Origin of the sequence: Flavobacterium luteolum, from assembly GCF_027111275.1 — a bacterium.
GTDB classification, from domain to species: domain Bacteria; phylum Bacteroidota; class Bacteroidia; order Flavobacteriales; family Flavobacteriaceae; genus Flavobacterium; species Flavobacterium luteolum.
Map to the genome: position 1 here is coordinate 1,485,916 of NZ_CP114286.1, position 19,013 is coordinate 1,504,928.

Here is a 19,013-nt window from a genome sequence, read left to right on the forward strand (position 1 = left end):
ATTAAAACTTTAATGACAAAGAATAAAAATCTTGCTTCTTTGTTCTTGTTTCCATTTCTAAATCTTACTCTTTCTCCAAAACCCTATTAGCTAATTTCCCAACAGTTAATCCTTGAACTACAATTGAGAATAAAACAACAATATAAGTTACCTCAAGCAACAAGTTTTTATATTCACTTTCTGGCATTGAAAGAACTAACGCAATTGAAACTCCACCACGGATTCCTCCCCAAACCAAAACCATCAAAGAACCTTTATTATAGGCTGATTTGATTCCGAAGAACTTAAAGATGTCAAAGAATTTCCATGGTAAAACTATTGAAGTTAATCTTGAAAACAGCACAATAAAAATGGCAACAATACCTGTCAATAACTGTTTGTCTAAATTTGGAAGCAACAACAATTCAAAACCTATAAATAAGAATAAAACCGCATTTAGAATCTCATCAATAAGTTCCCAGAATTTCCCCAAATAATCTTTGGTCACTTCACTCATAGCTACTTTTTTACCATAATTTCCAATAATTAAACCGGCAACAACCATTGCAAGCGGACTCGAAACGTGTAAAGCCTGCGCTACCAAAAAACCACCTGTTACAATAGAAAGTGTTATAAGAACAGAAACTTTATAATCGTCAATTTTCTTCATCACCTTAGACGCTGTAAATCCGAAAACCGCTCCTAATAAAAGTCCGCCGATTCCTTCTTCTATAAACAACAAAGATATTGAGCTAAAAGTTGCATCAAATGTTGGATCGGTAGCCATTTTTAGAACAACAGCAAACATTACTACTGCTACTCCATCATTAAACAATGATTCCCCAACAATTTTAGTTTCTATTCTTTTTGGAACTTTTGCTTCTTTTAAAACTCCTAAGACCACAATTGGATCCGTTGGAGAAATTAAAGTTCCAAAAACTAAACAAAATATGTAAGGTATTTTTATCCCTAAAAGTGGCGCGATATAAAAAAGAAGCATCGAAATTATCAAAGCTGATAAAACAACACTTACTGTAGAATAAATCATAATAGGCACTTTTTGTTCTTTCAGATCAGCCATATTTACGTGCAATGCTCCAGCGAATAAAAGAAAATTCAACATGGCTCCCATTAGGATTTCGTTGAAGTCAAATTCTTTTATCAGATCGAAAAAATGCTTAGTAGTTGCTGGAAAATAAGAATCTCCCAAAAGACGAATTCCGACTGAAACCAACATGGCAATAATCATGATTCCGATGGTTCCAGGAAGTTTTAAAAATCTTAAATTCAAATAGGCGAAGAAAGATGCCAATACAATTAGCACCGAAAATGTGTAGTATAATTCCATAAATTGTGATTTTTACAAAAATAACTGTACCATTATTTAATCAAAAATTTCCTGCGTTGAATTAACATAACTTTATTATTCGTTAAATATGTTTCAATTATTTTTGAAAGTTTAAAAACTTTTACATACATTTGTTTCATGGAATTCAAAGAAGCAAAAAATAAGTTCGTTCAAACTTGGGGAGCATTAGGTTCTCAATGGGGCATTAATAAAACAATGGCACAGATCCACGCTTTATTGATGGTTTCAAACGAACCTATTTCTATGGAAGACATTATGGAAGAATTGCAAATTTCTCGAGGAAATGCAAGCATGAATTTAAGAAGTTTAATGGATTGGGGAATTGTCTATAAAGAATTTAAAGCTGGGGAAAGAAAAGAATTTTTCACCGCAGAAAAAGATTTAGACGAATTAGCAGTTAAAATTTCCAGAGAAAGAAGTAAAAGAGAAATTAAACCAACGCTTAAAATCTTAAAAGAAGTTTCGACAATTGAAGCGAAAGATTCACCAGAAGAAAAACACTTTGTAGATCAAACCACCAAATTATACGATTTTGTTTTGAAAGCAGATAATATGTTAGACAAAATGACTGAATTCAATGATAACTGGCTAGGTAAATTAGTCATGAAAATGATGAAATAAAAAAATTTAATCCAAACTTTCATTTTTTTCTGAAAGTTTAAAATTTTAAAAACAATTTATATGAACTTCTTAAAAGCAGAATGGAAAAACTTAGCACTTGTCAATTATGAAATTGATGCTGAAATCTTAGAAAAATATCTTCCTGCAGGAACTGAGATCGATATTTGGGACAACAAATGTTATGTCAGTCTAGTTGGATTTATGTTTAAAAACACCAAAGTTTTAGGATTGAAAGTTCCGTTTCATATCGATTTTGAAGAAGTGAATCTGAGATTTTATGTAAAACGTCTTGAAAACGGTGAATGGAAACGTGGTGTAGTTTTCATTAAAGAAATTGTTCCTAAAAAAGCCATCACTTTTATCGCCAATACTTTGTATCAAGAACATTATGAAACTCAGAAAATGAGACATGAAATAATAGAAAATCAAAACACGAATACTTTTATCTATCAATGGAAAAATGACAAAGAATGGAATACAATCGAAATTGAAACCAAAAAAGATTTAAGCATAATCGAAATCGATTCTGAAGCTGAATTCATTACAGAGCATTACTTCGGGTATACAAAAATCGATGAAGAAACCACTTTTGAATATGAAGTGACACATCCGAGATGGGAACAATTTGAAGTTGTAAATCATAAAATTGATATTGATTTCGAAAAAAATTATGGAAGTGATTTTGGATTCCTTCAAACTCAAAAACCAACTTCAGTTTTCTTAGCTCAAGGCTCAAAAATTACAGTGAAGAACAAAAGGAAATTACAAATGCCTCCTGTTCTGAAAGAGATGTATTAACCTCATAAATTGGGAAATCATGAATTTTAATATCATTGGGTATTTTATTTACCTCAGCATAACCATTTTCATTATCCTAAAAGTTGGGAAAATCTGCTACAAAAACGGAAATATTTTTGTTTTAGAACTAATTCCAAATCACGCCGATCTCTGCCAAAAAATTAATCAGGTTTTACTTTTAGCCTATTACCTTTTAAACATTGGCTATTGTGCAATGACTTTAATTTCCTGGCAAAAAATTATTTCTTCGCCTCAATTGGTCGAAATACTCTGTATCAAAACAGCTGTCATAATTTTTATTATCTCAATTCTGCATTACCTCAACATTTTAATTATAACCAAATACGCTAAAAAAATAATTCACAACAACTAAAATTCAAATATTATGGAAACTACAAAAATCTTAATTGGTTACGGAATTTATTTACCGGTCGCTTTATTTTTAACTTATTATGTTTCTAAAACCCTTTTCAAAAACGGAAAAATCTTTATGTTAGATATATTTAAAGGCCGCGAGGAAATTGCTGAAGCGACGAACAAACTTTTTGAAACTGGATTCTATCTTTTAAATATTGGTTTTGCATTAATGATTTTGGAACTTCAATTAAATCAAGACAGTTATCAGGAATTAATTGAAAGACTGAGTTATAAAATCGGCGGATTTTCTATTTATCTTGGTATTATGTTGTTCTTTAATTTGTATTTCTTTTTTAGAGGAAAAAGAAAAGCTAAAGAAGCTCAACGAGAAGAAAGATTAGTTTTTAAAGCTTAATCATTTATTTTATAATTTACCACAAATTCACGAATTATAATTTTAAAAATTCGTGAATTCGTGGCTAAAAAACTCTCAAGATGAACAAACTTATAATCGCATCTGGAACTGGTTTTCTTGGACAAGTTTTAGTTAATCATTTCAAAAATAAATTTGAAGAAATTGTAATTCTCACCCGAGGAAAATCTAAAACAATTGACGGAATTAAATATGTGAACTGGAATGCCAGAACTTTTACTGGCTGGGAGAAGGAATTAGAAAATGCAACCGTTTTAATCAATCTCGCAGGAAAATCTGTTGATTGCCGTTATACGAAAGAGAACAAAAAAGAGATTCTTTGGTCACGAATTGACAGTACAAAAGTCTTAAATAAAGCGGTTTTGAATTGTAAAAATCCTCCTAAACATTGGCTGAATTCTTCAACAGCAACTATTTACCGATTTTCACTTGACAAACAAATGGATGAAATAGACGGCGAAATCGGAAATGATTTTTCTATAAATGTGGCGCTTTCTTGGGAAAAAGCATTCTTTAAAACCGAAACTCCAAAGACTTTAAAAACAGCTTTGCGAACTTCAATTGTTTTAGGCAAAAATGGCGGTGCTTTTGTTCCGTTAAAGACTTTGACAAAAATGGGTTTTGGAGGAAAACAAGGAAGCGGTAATCAGTTTGTAAGCTGGATTCACGAAGAAGATTTTGTGAATGCTGTTGATTTTATAATTGAAAAAGAAATATCTGGCGTTATCAATATTGTTTCTCCTACTCCAATTCGCAATGTTGATTTTATGGAAAAACTTCGAAAAGCTGTTGGTTTTCCTTTTGGAATTCCGTTGAGCAAATTCTTTCTTGAAATTGGATCTTTCTTTATTCGAACAGAAACTGAATTGGTTTTAAAAAGCAGGAATGTGATTCCAAAAAGACTTTTGGAAAATGGGTTTGTGTTTAAGTTTGGGGATATTGACGAGGCTTTGCGAGATTTAATTTAGAACCCAAATTCACGCAGTTTTATTATTTCGACGAAGGAGACCCTAGCGATAGCGAATAGGCGAAGCAAATCTTCGCAAGAAGCTTGAAAAAGATTAGCTTATTGGAGCGGAGTTAATTGTGGAGATTTACTTCGTCTGTTCGCTATCGCTAGGGTCTCCTTCGTCGAAATGACAAGATTGTGGAAAACTAAACTTAAACTTAATGACAACAATAAAGCTCACGACCGAAATAAAAGCCTCAAAACAAATCGCTTTTGATGTCTCAAGGAATATCGATATTCACCAACAATCTGCTAGTCCTTCAAAAGAAAAAGCGATTGCTGGAATAACATCTGGTTTAATAAATTTTGGAGAAACAGTAACCTGGCGCGGCAAACATTTTGGATTTTACATCACTCACAAAAGCCGAATTACTGCAATGAATTTTTATGATTGTTTTGTAGATGAAATGGAAAAAGGCAAATTCAAAACCTTCAAACATGAACATTTTTTTGAAGAAGAAAATGGCGTTACAATCATGAAAGATAAATTGCAATATGAAACTCCGTTTGGGATATTTGGAAAATTGTTTGATGTTTTGTTTTTGAAAAAACATTTGACGAATTTTCTTTTGGAAAGAAATAAAATTTTAAAATTGGTTTCAGAGAAGTACGTTTAGATAATTTATTTAACTTTATAAGTATTATTCTCAAAACGAATTAATTACAAATCAAAAAATATACTTATGAAAGTGAAAACGATATTAACTTTACTTCTTTTTACCATTTCTTTTGTTGGATTTTCTCAAAGTAATTGCACCACTTTAAAAGGATGCGAAAGAAAATTATGTGAATTAAACACAAAACTAGCTGCCGCAAAAAAAGCTGGAAATCAAAATCAGATAAAAGGCATTGAAGAGGCTATTGCGCAAACCAAGAAAAACTGCACTACTAAAACAGTAAATAAAGATCTTGACAAAAAGGTTAAAGAGAAACAGCAAGAAGTAAATGAAAGAACAGCCGAGTTGAATAAGGCTATTAAAGACAATGAAAGCAAAGAAAAAATCGACAAAAAAAGGAAAAAACTAAATGAGGCAAAAGCAGATTTGAATAAAGCTTTGGCGGAACAGAAAACGAAATAATTTTTCTCACGCAGATTTTGCAGATTTGAGCAGATTTCAAAAAAACATTTTAATTGCTTACAGCTTTAGCTGGAGGATAAATTATGACAGATTGTTTCTTGGCTTTAGCCGAACTTTCGCATTTGGCTAAAGCCCTTATTGAAGAGTTCTCTTACCTCCAGCTAAAGCTGGAGGCAACCCAAAATTTAATAATTCATAAAATTTTCTTTTGAAAATGAATCTTCTCGTTTTACGGTTGCGTGAGGGATAGGAGCTGGCTACCGAAGTAGCGCGGATAGCCCGACCCCGATAATGCAGGCGGGCGAATAAGCGCAAAGTAATTTTGCCCGCTTGTATTATCGGGGGCACGCCCTAAATATTTTTATAGAAAAAGAATCATCAGCCACCAAAAAATCGGTACACTTTCTACCCAAAAAGAAGTATAATATTTGGAACGATTTGGATTGGCAAATGCAATAAACAACATCAGCATAATGACCATGATAAGATTTATAATCGCATCGTGATAATTGAATGTTGAAATAAAAACTTCTAAAAACCAAAATGGGATTAATAACAAAAATCCTAAAATCTTGGTTTTCTTTACCCCTATTGTCTGTGGAACGGTTTGAAGATGCGGATCATCATTTGCGAGATCCAGAATCTCAAAAACCAAAATCAACACAAAAACCAATATAAATCGCTGAATACATTTGATAAAGAAATCTGTTGTAAATGGAATTTCGGCATTTATGAGAGGTAAAACCAAAGTTGCACCAACCCAACAAAGCGCTACAATATAAATTTTTACGCCAGCCCAATTCCTGGCATTTTTTCGGTTTGGAAAAAATGGTAATGTATAAAGTGCAGTTATGGCAAAAATTCCAACGGAGACAATTTGCGTAATTCGCTTTAAATGGAAAAAATAATACCCAACCAAAATAAGCGAAATAAAACTCAAAACAGCTATAATTTTTAGCTGCGTTCCTATTTGATTTTTCTTTACGCGAACCAGCGCATCATATTTTACGAAATTATATCCTACAATTGTGCCAAAAAAAACAAAAAGTGCCATCGGCTCATCATATTGAATATGAAATACATGAAACGTAATTCGCACAAGAGCGTAACACGATAAAGCCACATGAATACTGCTATTTAGATAAAAATCTAAGATGCGTTTTGATACTATCATACCTCAAATCTAATATTTTATTAACAAACCAAGTCTTTGATTATAAATTTGATAAAAAATGAAGTTAAAAATACCTATTAAATTAGTAATAATACTTAATTTTGCGCCACAAAAAAACAACACATTTACTTTTAAATGTGATTCGTACCATAAAATGGTGTACGAACACATTAATTAAAAAAACTTAGATAGCTACATGAAAACAGATGCTTTTGCTTTAAGACACATTGGTCCAAGAGAAACTGATCTTCAGCATATGCTGAAAACTATTGGAGTTGACTCAATCGAGCGACTTGTTTATGAAACCCTTCCAGATGACATTCGTTTAAAAGCACCTTTGAATTTAGATCCTGCTATGACAGAATTCGAATATGCAAATCATATTCGCGAATTAGGAAAGAAAAACAGAACATTTAAATCATACATTGGTTTGGGTTATCACCCAACTATCGTTCCGGCTCCAATTCAGAGAAATATTTTCGAAAACCCAGGATGGTATACAGCTTACACGCCTTACCAAGCAGAAATTGCTCAAGGTCGTCTAGAAGCTATTTTAAATTTTCAGACTACTGTTATTGAGTTAACAGGAATGGAAATTGCCAATGCCTCTTTACTAGATGAAGGAACTGCTGCTGCAGAAGCTATGGCGTTATTATTTGACGTTCGTACGAGAGATCAAAAGAAAAACAATACACATAAATTCTTCGTTTCTGAAGAAATTTTACCTCAGACTTTATCTGTACTTCAAACACGTTCAACTCCAATTGGAATTGAATTAGTTGTTGGAAATCATGAAACATTTGATTTTTCAAATGAATTCTTTGGAGCTATTTTACAATACCCAGGAAAATACGGTCAAGTAAACGATTACAGCGCTTTTGTTGCTAAAGCAAAAGAAAATGAAATCAAAGTTGCCTTTGCTGCTGATATTTTATCATTAGCAACCTTAACTTCTCCAGGAGAAATGGGTGCTGCAGTAGTGGTTGGAACTTCACAACGTTTTGGTGTACCAATGGGTTATGGTGGTCCTCACGCTGCTTTTTTTGCAACTAAAGAAGAATACAAACGTTCTATGCCGGGCCGTATCATCGGAGTTTCTATTGATGTTAATGGAAACCGTGCTTTACGTATGGCTTTAGGAACTCGTGAGCAACACATTAAACGCGAAAAAGCAACTTCTAACATTTGTACTGCTCAGGTTTTATTAGCAGTTATGGCTGGAATGTACGCGGTTTACCACGGCCCAGAAGGATTAAAATACATTGCAAACAAAGTTCACGCCTCTGCAGTCACTACTGCTGAAGCTTTAAATAAATTAGGCGTATACCAAACAAATACTGCTTACTTTGATACTATCTTAGTAAAAGCGGATGCTCAAAAAGTAAAAGCAGTTGCGGAGAATAACAAAGTAAACTTCTTCTACCCTGATGCTGACTCCGTTTCGATTTCATTAAACGAAACAACTTCTGTTGCAGACATTAACCAAATCGTTGCGATTTTTGCTGAGGCTTTAGGAAAAGAAACTGTTACGGTTTCTGAATTAACTGAAACTACTCAATTGCCAGATTCATTAGAAAGAACATCTTCTTTCTTAACGCATGATGTTTTCAATAATCATCATTCAGAAAGTCAATTGATGCGTTACATCAAAAAATTAGAGCGTAAAGATTTATCATTAAATCATTCGATGATTTCATTAGGTTCTTGTACGATGAAATTAAACGCAGCTTCAGAAATGTTGCCTCTTTCAATGCCAAACTGGAACAGCATTCACCCGTTTGCACCAGTAGAGCAAGCTGAAGGTTACATTACAATGCTTAAAAAATTAGAGCAGCAATTAAATGTAATCACTGGTTTCGCTGGAACAACTTTACAGCCAAACTCAGGAGCTCAAGGAGAGTACGCTGGTTTAATGGCTATTCGTGCTTACCACATGTCAAGAAATGAAGGTCACCGTAATGTATGTTTGATTCCTTCATCGGCTCACGGAACAAATCCTGCTTCTGCAGCGATGGCTGGAATGAAAATCATTGTTACGAAAACGACTCCAGAAGGAAATATTGACGTAGAAGATTTAAGAGAAAAAGCGATTGAGCACAAAGATGATTTATCTTGTTTAATGGTAACGTATCCTTCTACTCACGGAGTTTTCGAATCTTCAATTATTGAAATCACTAAATTAATCCACGATAACGGCGGATTAGTATATATGGATGGTGCAAACATGAACGCACAAGTTGGATTAACAAATCCTGCTACAATTGGCGCTGACGTTTGTCACTTAAACTTACACAAAACATTCGCTATTCCTCACGGTGGCGGTGGACCTGGAGTTGGACCAATCTGTGTGAATGAAAAATTAGTTCCGTTCTTGCCAACAAATCCAATCTTAAAAGTAGGTGGTGAACAAGCAATTACAGCAATTTCATCTGCACCTTACGGATCTGCTTTAGTATGTTTAATCTCTTACGGTTACATCACAATGATGGGAGCTGAAGGATTAAAAAGTGCTACAGAACACGCAATCTTGAATGCGAACTATATGAAATCTCGTTTTGAAGGACACTACCCAATTCTTTACACTGGAGAATGCGGAAGAGCTGCTCACGAAATGATTTTAGATTGCCGTGCATTTAAAGAAAACGGAATTGAAGTGGGTGATATCGCAAAACGTTTAATGGATTACGGTTTCCACGCTCCAACGGTTTCTTTCCCAGTTGCTGGAACTTTAATGATCGAGCCAACTGAATCTGAAGATTTAGCTGAATTAGATCGTTTTTGTGATGCACTTATCTCAATCAGAAAAGAGATTGAAGCAGCAACTGCTGATGACAAAAACAATGTATTGAAAAATGCACCTCATACATTAGCAATGTTAACTGCTGATTCTTGGGATTTCCCTTATTCAAGAGAAAAAGCGGCTTATCCATTAGAATACATTGCAGATAATAAATTCTGGCCATCTGTTCGTCGTGTAGATGATGCTTATGGTGATAGAAATTTAGTTTGTAGCTGTGCTCCTATTGAAGCTTACATGGAAAGCTAAAATTTAGTTTTCTTATAAATATCCAAACCCGACAGGTTTAAAAACTTGTCGGGTTTATTTTTTTGTTTCAGGTTTCAGGTTTCAAGTTTCAGCATAACTTGAAACCTGAAACCTTTTTAAACCAAACAACAAAGAAGAAATCTGATTTAAAGAAACATAACTTTCTGCTAATCTTTTGTGAAATTATTTCAATAAAATCGAAATAATAGTCAAAAAACATTGGCCTCCAAATCGTCTTCAATCGTTTGAAATCTAGGAAATATTAAAAAATCATTAGAAAAAAAACAATATATCAACCGAAAAATCGTTTTTTGACAATTATATGCATGCATAGTATTTTTTATGATAGTTATCATAATATTATTTATACATTAGCATTAAATTTATCGGATAATTAAAGGGAAAAATGAAAATAAAAATTATTGGTATTGGGAGCTATATTCCTAATCTAGAAGTAAAAAACACAGATTTTGATAAACATGTTTTTTTAAATGAGGATGGAACTCCTTTTGGTTATCCGAACGAAGTTGTTATTAAAAAATTTAAAGGTATTACGGGAATTGAAAATCGTCGTTATGCTGAACCGCAATACAATGCTTCTGATTTAGCTTTTTTTGCTGCTGAAAAAGCCATTGCAAATGCTGCCATTGATGCGGAAACTTTAGACTATATTATCATCGCTCATAATTTTGGAGATGTAAAACCAGGAACCACTCAGTCAGATATTTTACCGAGTTTAGCAACACGTGTTAAAAACAAACTAGGCATCAAAAATCCTAAGTGTGTGGCTTACGATATTATTTTTGGATGTCCAGGATGGATCGAAGGTGTTTTACAAGCCAATGCTTTCATCAAATCTGGAATGGCAAAAAGAGTTATGGTCATTGGAGCTGAAACGCTATCAAGAGTTGTTGATGATCACGATCGTGATTCGATGATTTATTCTGATGGTGCTGGTGCTTCAATTTTAGAAGCCTCAACTGATGAAGCTGGATTATTAGCTTATGAAAGCGCGACTTATGCAACTGATGAAGCCAATTATCTTTTCTTCGGAAAATCATACAATAAAGATTTAGATCCAGATACGAAATACATTAAGATGTACGGTCGCAAAATCTACGAATTTGCTTTAAGCAATGTACCATGTGCGATGAAAAGCTGTTTAGATAAAAGCGGAATTGCAATAGATGAAGTGAAAAAAATCCTGATTCATCAAGCAAACGAAAAAATGGACGAAGCAATCATCGAACGTTTCTACAAACTATACGACAAAACGGCTCCTAAGGATATCATGCCAATGAGTATTCACGATTTAGGAAATAGTAGTGTTGCAACTGTTCCGACATTGTATGATTTAATACTTCAGGGAAAAGTTGAAAATCATGAAATCAACAAAGGTGATATTCTTATTTTTGCTTCAGTTGGAGCTGGTATGAACATTAATGCCTTTGTTTATAGATATTAAAATTAAGCCGAGCGAAATAATCTCGCAAAGTCGCGAAGTCGCGAAATTTTTTTTAAACCATATAAGTAATACAAGATATATTAAGTTTTCTCTTAATTGAACTTACATTACTTATATGGTTTATTTTTTTATCAAAACTTTGCGACTTCGCGTCTTTGCGAGAAATTCATTTTAAAACTTAGCATTGTAACTGAATACTAAAAACTGAACACTGATTACTTTTTTAGTATATTTGCGACCTAATTAACAAATCATGAACGAGAGATTAATTCGTTCACAATGAATATGTACGAAAAAACGTTTCCGAATAAAAGATTCAAACTTACTTTAGAGTTTTTAAAAAAGCACGTTAGCACATCTGAAACCATTTTTGATTTTGGTGTTCCAAATCCATTTTCAAAAATAATGGAAGAAAACGGTTATACTGTAAAAAATACAAAAGGAGAAGATTTAGACAACGACCAAACGGCTTTACAAACAGAAGATTATACCGTTTTTACAGCTTTTGAAATTTTCGAACATTTACTAAATCCGTACACTATTTTGCAAAATGTAAAGTGTGATAAATTGTTAATTTCAATTCCGTTACGTTTATGGTTTTCGCCTGCTTATCGTTCTAAAACAGATATGTGGGACAGACATTATCATGAATTTGAAGATTGGCAGTTGGACTGGCTTTTAGAAAAAACAGGATGGAAAATCACAGATCGTCTTCAATTTACACATCCAGTAAAAAAACTTGGAATCAGACCATTATTAAGATACTTCACTCCGAGATATTATATTGTTGTCGCGGAAAAAGTTAAGAACTAAGATTGCAGATTAACGATTTTTGATTTTTGATTTTTAGATGATTTCCACACAATCTAAAATCTAAAATCTAAAATCTAAAATTCTTAAAATGAAATATTACATCGTCATTCCCGCACACAACGAAGAAAATCTAATTGGCTTAACATTACAGTCTCTAGTTACTCAAACTGTTCTGCCTACAAAAGTTGTGGTTGTAAATGACAATTCTACAGATAAAACAGAAGAAGTTGTACTGGGTTTTGCAAAAGAAAACCCATACATTTCTGTTGTAAACAAAACTTCTGATGCCATTCATTTGCCGGGAAGTAAAGTAATTCAGGCTTTTCAGAAAGGTTTTGAAACTCTGGATTCTGATTATGATATTATTGTAAAAATAGACGGCGACTTAATTTTTCCTCCAAACTATTTTGAAACCATAATCAAACATTTTGAGTCTGATCCTAAAATCGGAATGGCTGGCGGATTCTGCTATATTGATAAAAATGGCGAATGGGTTTTAGAAAACCTAACCGATAAAGATCATATTCGTGGTGCTTTGAAAGCGTATCGAAAAGAAACTTTCCAGCAAATCGGTGGTTTACGACCAGCAATGGGATGGGATACTGTAGACGAATTGCTTTGCAAGTATTACGATTGGAAAATAGTTACCGACGAATCTTTACATGTAAAACACCTAAAACCGACAGGTGCAAACTACAACAAAACAGCTCGTTACAAACAAGGCGAAGCTTTTTATACTTTAGGTTATGGTTTTTGGATCACAGCGATTGCTTCGGCAAAACTGGCAATGATGAAGAAAAAACCATTTCTATTTTTAGATTACATTAAAGGATTTATGAAAGCAAAAAGCGCAAAAACTCCTTTATTAGTAACTCCCGAACAAGCTAAGTTTATTAAAAATTATCGTTTAAAAAAAATGAAAGAAAAGTTAATTTGATCAGTAAAACACTCGAAAAAACTGAACTCATAACTCATAACTCATAACTTCTTTTTACCTTAGCCAATATTTAAAACTTATGATGCTAATTCGTTATTTATCCCAAATAGGAAAATATTTTTTAATGCTGAAAGAAATTTTCAATAAACAGACTAAATGGCCTGTTATGAAAAATTTAATTTTCAAAGAAATCGATGATTTGATTATTGACTCCCTTGGAATTGTTTGCTTTATATCTTTTTTCATTGGAGGAGTTGTTGCCATTCAAACAGCTTTAAACTTAACTAACCCATTAATTCCTAAATATCTTATTGGTTTTGCTACACGTCAATCTGTAGTTTTGGAATTTGCTCCGACTTTTATTTCGGTAATTATGGCCGGTAAAATGGGATCTTACATCACTTCAAGTATCGGAACAATGCGCGTTACAGAACAAATTGATGCTTTAGAAGTTATGGGGGTTAACTCTGTAAATTATCTTGTATTCCCTAAAATTATTGCTTTATTAATGTACCCTTTTGTTATTGGAATTAGTATGTTTTTAGGAATTTTTGGTGGATGGCTTGCTTGTGCTTACGGAGGATTTTCAACTGGTGCAGATTTTATTATGGGAGCTCAAAAAGATTTCATACCGTTTCATATTACTTATGCATTTATCAAGACTTTAATATTTGCGATGTTATTGGCAACAATTCCATCTTTTCATGGTTATTATATGAAAGGTGGTGCATTAGAAGTTGGTAAGGCAAGTACAACGTCATTTGTATGGACATCTGTTACTATTATCCTTCTAAATTATATATTAACTCAATTATTATTAGGATAATGATAGAAGTAAAAAATATAGAGAAATCATTTGGCGACAGTAAAGTTTTAAAAGGCGTTTCGACGGTATTTGAAACTGGAAAAACAAACTTGATTATTGGACAAAGTGGATCTGGAAAAACAGTTTTATTAAAAACTTTATTGGGAATTCATACACCAGATTCGGGAACAATTGAATTTGACGGTAGAGTTTATTCTGATTTAGATAAAGATGAAAAACGTGAATTAAGAACTGAAATCGGAATGGTATTTCAGGGTTCTGCTTTATTTGACTCAATGACAGTTGAAGAAAATGTAGCTTTCCCGTTAAAAATGTTCACCAATAATAGCAAAGCGCAAATTAAAGAAAGAGTTGACTTTGTTTTAGAAAGAGTAAATCTTGTTGACGCTCACAAAAAATTACCTTCTGAGATTTCTGGAGGTATGCAAAAACGTGTGGCTATTGCGAGAGCTATTGTAAACAATCCGAAATATTTGTTTTGTGATGAACCAAACTCTGGATTAGATCCAAATACTTCGACTTTGATTGACAACCTGATTCAGGAAATTACAAAAGAATATAATATTACAACCGTAATCAACACGCACGATATGAACTCCGTGATGGAAATCGGTGAAAATATTGTTTTTCTAAAGAAAGGCTTAAAAGCTTGGCAGGGAACTAAAGAAGAAATCTTTAAAACCGATAATGAAGCAATAGTTAAATTCGTATATTCTTCAAACTTATTTAAGAAAGTACGAGAAGCTTATTTAAAAGGACTATAGACTTTAAATCCCAAAATATTAAAAATCCCAAACTCCAAGTTGCTTATTGGAATTTGGGATTTTTTTATTGACTTCTCCAGTAATTGGAATTTGAAATTTAGGTATTGGAATTTTTCAAAGTAATTAATTCAACCTCAGCATTCGGATTAAAAAGATACGTCTTTCCAGAACTGATTTCTAAACACTCAAATCGCTTTGTTCTAACGGCTATTTTTTTAAAGACTTTACCATTCTTAATTCTAAAAATACTTCCGTAAGGAATTTCGAAAACGTAATTTTTATCATTTTCTTTGTCGTATTGCTTTAAAGCCAAAGACAAAGTGGTATCTGTATCACTACTTGCAGATGGGTTTTTAAAATGTCTTGCTAGCAAAGGTAAAATCTGTCCCGGAAATATTTCTGGCCGAATAAACGGAACCATTAAACGCTGAAAAGTATACTTCCATTCATTGCCATGTGGCTTTATATTACGTCCAAACTTTTCAAAAGCAACTAAATGTGCAATTTCGTGAATCAGCGTAATTAAAAATCTGTATTTATTTAAACTTGCATTGACCGTAATTTCATGCTTACCGCTTGGTCCGCGTCTATAATCTCCATGACGCGTCTGACGTTCGTTTACAATCTTCAAATGAACCTGATTGGCCACTATCAAATCGAAAACGGGTTTTACTGCATGTTCTGGGATATATTTCGCTAAAGTATCGCTCAATTTAATTATGAATTATGAGTTTTGAGTTATGAGTTTTTTCTTTGTCGTTAAAATTATACTTTTTATGATTTTTAGCACTTCTTCACATTGCTTGTGCATTGATTCAAATTCCGCATTAGAAATATAATTCGTAGCAATCAATATTTCCAACCAATACATTGATTCATCACATTCTTTTTGAGAAATCGATAATTTATGAATAAAATCAGGTTTGCTTTGAGCATTCACTGCTTCCCGAACATTGGCACCGACTGAAGTAACCGAACGCAAAAACTGCTTACTCATTACAAATTCTTTCCTTTCTGCAACTAGCCATTTATAAAAATTAACTCCTCTTACAGCTAACTCAAAACTTTTAGTTTTTACAATACTCTCACTCATAATTCAAAACTCATAATTCATAACTATTTACGGATTCGTTGAAGAAACTTCTAATACCTTTCCATTAAAATATTTATTACCGTTAAGTGTAAAATCATAAATATAAGTTGCCATTCCTTCTGCTGAAATCGGTGCTTGATATCCTGGAAATGCTTCGTTTAGCATTTCTGTTTGAACAGAACCTAAAGCCAAAACATTAAATGAGATTCCTTGCTCTTTGTATTCTTCCGCTAATAGTTCGCTTAAAGTAATAACCGCTCCTTTACTAGAACTGTAAGCTGCCAATCCAGCAAATTTCAAACTTCCGCGAACTCCGCCAATAGAACTGATTGTTACAACATGACTTCCTTTTCCTAAATACGGAAGACAAATTCTAGTCAAATTAGCGACAGCAAAAACATTCACTTTATAAATGCTTTCAAAATCTGCCTGTGTAGTTTCTGCAAAAGGTTTTAAAAGTAATGCACCTGCATTATGAACTACTGCATCTACTTTTTTCCATGTTGAAGAAAGAAAACTTTCTACTTCATGCAAAGTGGTTTCGTCTGCCAAATCAACCGACAGACAAGTTACATTTTGATGTTCTAAAAGTGTTTTTGGTATTTTTCTCGAAATCGCCAATACTTGATTTCCTGCATTTGCAAACTGCAATGCCAATTCATAACCAATTCCTCTACTCGTTCCGGTAACAATAATATTTTTCATGGAGCAAAAATAATCAAATGATGTAAAACAGCTTCTTATTTGTTCATGGTTATTTCTTGCGTTGGAGAAACGGCAATTTTTGTTACCGCTGGCAATAATTCCTGCGTGAAAGCCGTAATATGAGGAATGTCCATTAATTTGAATTCATCTGAAACATGATGATAAAAATCAAAATTTTCAAAATCAAAAGTACTTAGAGATTGACATGGTTTTCCGAAAGCCTGAAAAAACGAATAATTATCAGATCTATAAAACAGCTTATATTCTGCTTCTTTAGGTAAAAATCCGATGGTATTTTTTCCTGTGTATTCATTTATTTTCTGTGCCATGTTCGATTTATCAAAACCAGTAATGTAAGCTAGATAATCTCGTTTCATTGGCACACCAATCATTTCGATATTTAATTGCGTGTAAAGATTGAAATTTTGCTTTTTCAATTTCTCTACTAAACTTTTAGATCCTAATAATCCTTTTTCTTCTCCCGCAAAAAATACAATTAATATACTTCGTTTGTTAGCTTTAGTGGTGCTAAAATATTTTGCCATTGCAGCTACAGAAGTTACTCCCGAAGCATCATCATTGGCACCATTATTAATTTTATCAGCCTGATCTTTTGTCTCTAAACCAATATGATCGTAATGCGCGCTCAATACAACAAATTCTTTTTTTAGTTCGGGATCTGTTCCTTCAATAACCCCAACAATATTAAACGCTGGCTTTTCGAAATTTGTCAAAGTATCACGATAAGTTTTAAAATACGGTTTAATTTTATTTTTCTTTAAAAAGTCTTCCAAGAAAACGGCCGCTTTTTCAATTCCTTTCGTTCCAGTCTCACGTCCTTCTAATTCATCAGAAGAAAGATATTTTAGAAAATCTGAAATTTCAGATTCCTTTACTTTATAACTGATTTCTATGGGTTTTGAAACTCCTTTTATTTCATTCTCTTTTGTTGTTGAAGTTCCCGATTTGCATGCTAGAAAAACAAGAGGAAGCAGAAAGTATAGCTTTTTCATAATGTTTGGTTTGATTTATTATTGAGTAAGAAACAAAAATTTACTTTAAGGCATAAACTTATGAAAAGTAATAGAATATTCATAAAAAAACCCTTTCAAACTAAAAGCTGAAAGGGTTTTAAAATTTATTTTGAAATTTATTTATCCTGCAATAACTGCTCTAGAAATTACAATTTTTTGAATTTCAGAAGTTCCTTCGTAGATCTGAGTGATTTTAGCATCACGCATGAAACGCTCTACATGGTATTCTTTCACGTATCCATTTCCTCCATGAATTTGGACAGCTTCAACTGAAGTATCCATAGCAACTTGTGAAGCAAATAATTTTGCCATTGCACCACTCACATCGTAATTTTTATGATTGTCTTTATCCCAAGCTGCTTTCATACATAAATGACGCGCCGCTTCGATGTTTACAGCCATATCTGCCAACTTAAAAGCAATTGCCTGATGATTGCAGATTTCAGTTCCAAATGCTTTACGCTCTTTAGAATATTTTAGTGCCAATTCATAAGCACCAGAAGCAATTCCTAATGCTTGAGATGCAATTCCGATTCTACCGCCAGCCAAAGTTTTCATAGCAAATTTAAATCCGAAACCATCTTCACCGATTCTGTTTTCTTTTGGAACTTTAACATCAGAAAACATTAAAGAATGTGTATCAGAACCACGAATTCCCATTTTTTGTTCTTTCGGGCCAACTGAGAAACCTGGCATATCTTTCGTCATAATCAAAGCATTGATTCCTTTATGCTTTAATTCTGGATGTGTTTGCGCAATTACTAAATATACAGAAGCTGTGTTTCCGTTTGTAATCCAGTTTTTGGTACCGTTCACTAAATAATGGTCTCCCATATCAATTGCAGTAGTTTTTTGCGAAGTAGCATCACTTCCTGCTTCAGGTTCACTTAAACAGAATGCTCCGTGAATTTCTCCAGAAGCTAAACCTGGCAAGTATTTTTGTTTTTGTTCTTCGGTACCATATTCTTGTAATCCCCAGCAAACTAGCGAATTGTTTACCGACATGACAACAGAAGCAGAGGCATCTACTTTAGAAATTTCTTCCATTGCAATAACGTAAGAAATCGCATCAAGACCACTTCCTCCGTATTTAGGATCAACCATCATTCCCATAAACCCAAGCTCGCCCATTTTTTTAACTTGCTCAGTTGGAAAAATTTGTTTTTCGTCTCGTTCAATAACTCCCGGCAATAATTCATTTTGAGCAAAATCTCTTGCTGCCTGCTGAATCATTAAATGTTCTTCGGTAAGATTAAAATCCATAGTAGTATTCTTTAAAGTTTTTTCAACCAAATTTCAAACAGAGCTTTTTAGTTGATGGTTTTTTATGTTTTTGTTTTTTTCAGTGCCTAAACTTTTCAGTTCAAAGGCTTCCAAAGATACTTTTTAAATGTGTAAATTACAATGCATGCATACAAAATTAGTAGATCAGCAAAGATTACGATAACGTTTTCGCTATTATTTAGCTTTTTTTTCAAAAGTGCATCAATTTAGCAACAAATTTTCTAAAA

General features: G+C 33.1%; 20 protein-coding genes. 13 read left to right on the forward strand and 7 right to left on the reverse strand.

What is annotated here, in order from left to right; all coding sequences use genetic code 11:
• Window positions 1-64: 64 nt before the first annotated feature.
• Window positions 65-1,327 carry a cation:proton antiporter gene (locus OZP10_RS06315; protein ID WP_281633950.1) on the reverse strand — a complete coding sequence of 421 codons (1,263 nt, stop codon included), beginning with the start codon at window positions 1,325-1,327 and terminating at the stop codon, window positions 65-67.
• 138 nt (window positions 1,328-1,465) lie between these two features.
• Between OZP10_RS06315 and OZP10_RS06320 the strand changes: the two genes are divergently transcribed.
• The 7 genes from OZP10_RS06320 to OZP10_RS06350 all read left to right on the forward strand — a co-directional run bounded on the left by OZP10_RS06320 (window position 1,466) and on the right by OZP10_RS06350 (window position 5,645).
• Entirely contained in the window at window positions 1,466-1,969 is a 504-nt protein-coding gene (locus OZP10_RS06320; RefSeq protein WP_281633951.1) for a GbsR/MarR family transcriptional regulator, read from the forward strand.
• Between the two features lie 60 nt (window positions 1,970-2,029).
• Entirely contained in the window at window positions 2,030-2,767 is a 738-nt protein-coding gene (locus tag OZP10_RS06325; RefSeq protein ID WP_281633952.1) for a YqjF family protein, read from the forward strand.
• A gap of 19 nt (window positions 2,768-2,786) precedes the next feature.
• Window positions 2,787-3,140 (forward strand): hypothetical protein, encoded by a 354-nt coding sequence (locus tag OZP10_RS06330; protein ID WP_281633953.1) that lies wholly within the window; start codon window positions 2,787-2,789, stop codon window positions 3,138-3,140.
• Between the two features lie 12 nt (window positions 3,141-3,152).
• The gene (locus tag OZP10_RS06335; RefSeq protein WP_066033505.1) at window positions 3,153-3,539 is read left to right on the forward strand and encodes a hypothetical protein; all 387 of its coding nucleotides are present in this window, start codon (window positions 3,153-3,155) and stop codon (window positions 3,537-3,539) included.
• Window positions 3,540-3,619: 80 nt separating this feature from the next.
• A complete protein-coding gene (locus OZP10_RS06340; RefSeq protein ID WP_281633954.1) occupies window positions 3,620-4,525 on the forward strand; it encodes a TIGR01777 family oxidoreductase in 906 nt (301 codons plus the stop codon).
• Between the two features lie 202 nt (window positions 4,526-4,727).
• Complete coding sequence (locus OZP10_RS06345; protein WP_281633955.1) at window positions 4,728-5,183, forward strand: SRPBCC family protein; 456 nt, start codon at window positions 4,728-4,730, stop codon at window positions 5,181-5,183.
• A 66-nt stretch (window positions 5,184-5,249) separates the two neighbouring features.
• Window positions 5,250-5,645 carry a DUF1090 family protein gene (locus OZP10_RS06350; RefSeq protein ID WP_281633956.1) on the forward strand — a complete coding sequence of 132 codons (396 nt, stop codon included), beginning with the start codon at window positions 5,250-5,252 and terminating at the stop codon, window positions 5,643-5,645.
• Window positions 5,646-6,006: 361 nt separating this feature from the next.
• Here the strand turns inward: OZP10_RS06350 and OZP10_RS06355 are convergent, their stop codons facing one another.
• Window positions 6,007-6,819 carry a UbiA prenyltransferase family protein gene (locus OZP10_RS06355; protein ID WP_281633957.1) on the reverse strand — a complete coding sequence of 271 codons (813 nt, stop codon included), beginning with the start codon at window positions 6,817-6,819 and terminating at the stop codon, window positions 6,007-6,009.
• Between the two features lie 196 nt (window positions 6,820-7,015).
• On the opposite strand from OZP10_RS06355, the gene gcvP reads away from it, so the two are divergent.
• From gcvP to OZP10_RS06385, 6 genes are all read left to right on the forward strand, one after another.
• Window positions 7,016-9,865 (forward strand): aminomethyl-transferring glycine dehydrogenase, encoded by a 2,850-nt coding sequence (gene gcvP, locus OZP10_RS06360; RefSeq protein WP_281633958.1) that lies wholly within the window; start codon window positions 7,016-7,018, stop codon window positions 9,863-9,865.
• A gap of 406 nt (window positions 9,866-10,271) precedes the next feature.
• Window positions 10,272-11,330, forward strand: a complete 1,059-nt coding sequence (locus OZP10_RS06365; protein ID WP_281633959.1) for a 3-oxoacyl-ACP synthase III family protein — start codon at window positions 10,272-10,274, stop codon at window positions 11,328-11,330.
• 285 nt (window positions 11,331-11,615) lie between these two features.
• A complete protein-coding gene (locus OZP10_RS06370; RefSeq protein WP_177212549.1) occupies window positions 11,616-12,143 on the forward strand; it encodes a methyltransferase in 528 nt (175 codons plus the stop codon).
• 88 nt (window positions 12,144-12,231) lie between these two features.
• Entirely contained in the window at window positions 12,232-13,080 is an 849-nt protein-coding gene (locus OZP10_RS06375; protein ID WP_281633960.1) for a glycosyltransferase family 2 protein, read from the forward strand.
• A gap of 79 nt (window positions 13,081-13,159) precedes the next feature.
• Window positions 13,160-13,906 carry an MlaE family ABC transporter permease gene (locus OZP10_RS06380; RefSeq protein WP_012022541.1) on the forward strand — a complete coding sequence of 249 codons (747 nt, stop codon included), beginning with the start codon at window positions 13,160-13,162 and terminating at the stop codon, window positions 13,904-13,906.
• On the forward strand, window positions 13,906-14,670 hold the full coding sequence (locus OZP10_RS06385; protein WP_177211981.1) for an ABC transporter ATP-binding protein: 765 nt from the start codon (window positions 13,906-13,908) through the stop codon (window positions 14,668-14,670). The genes OZP10_RS06380 and OZP10_RS06385 overlap by 1 nt, the downstream gene beginning before the upstream one ends.
• 97 nt (window positions 14,671-14,767) lie before the next feature.
• Here the strand turns inward: OZP10_RS06385 and OZP10_RS06390 are convergent, their stop codons facing one another.
• The 5 genes from OZP10_RS06390 to OZP10_RS06410 all read right to left on the reverse strand — a co-directional run bounded on the left by OZP10_RS06390 (window position 14,768) and on the right by OZP10_RS06410 (window position 18,765).
• Window positions 14,768-15,382 (reverse strand): SprT-like domain-containing protein, encoded by a 615-nt coding sequence (locus OZP10_RS06390; protein ID WP_281633961.1) that lies wholly within the window; start codon window positions 15,380-15,382, stop codon window positions 14,768-14,770.
• A 12-nt stretch (window positions 15,383-15,394) separates the two neighbouring features.
• Entirely contained in the window at window positions 15,395-15,763 is a 369-nt protein-coding gene (locus OZP10_RS06395) for a four helix bundle protein (protein ID WP_177211979.1), read from the reverse strand.
• Window positions 15,764-15,790: 27 nt separating this feature from the next.
• Window positions 15,791-16,468: an SDR family NAD(P)-dependent oxidoreductase gene (locus tag OZP10_RS06400; RefSeq protein ID WP_281633962.1), complete on the reverse strand. Its 678-nt coding sequence runs from the start codon at window positions 16,466-16,468 to the stop codon at window positions 15,791-15,793.
• 35 nt (window positions 16,469-16,503) lie between these two features.
• Window positions 16,504-17,481 carry a M28 family peptidase gene (locus OZP10_RS06405; RefSeq protein WP_281633963.1) on the reverse strand — a complete coding sequence of 326 codons (978 nt, stop codon included), beginning with the start codon at window positions 17,479-17,481 and terminating at the stop codon, window positions 16,504-16,506.
• Window positions 17,482-17,622: 141 nt separating this feature from the next.
• Window positions 17,623-18,765, reverse strand: coding sequence for an acyl-CoA dehydrogenase (locus OZP10_RS06410; RefSeq protein WP_281633964.1), 1,143 nt, complete (start codon window positions 18,763-18,765; stop codon window positions 17,623-17,625).
• Window positions 18,766-19,013: the final 248 nt, after the last annotated feature.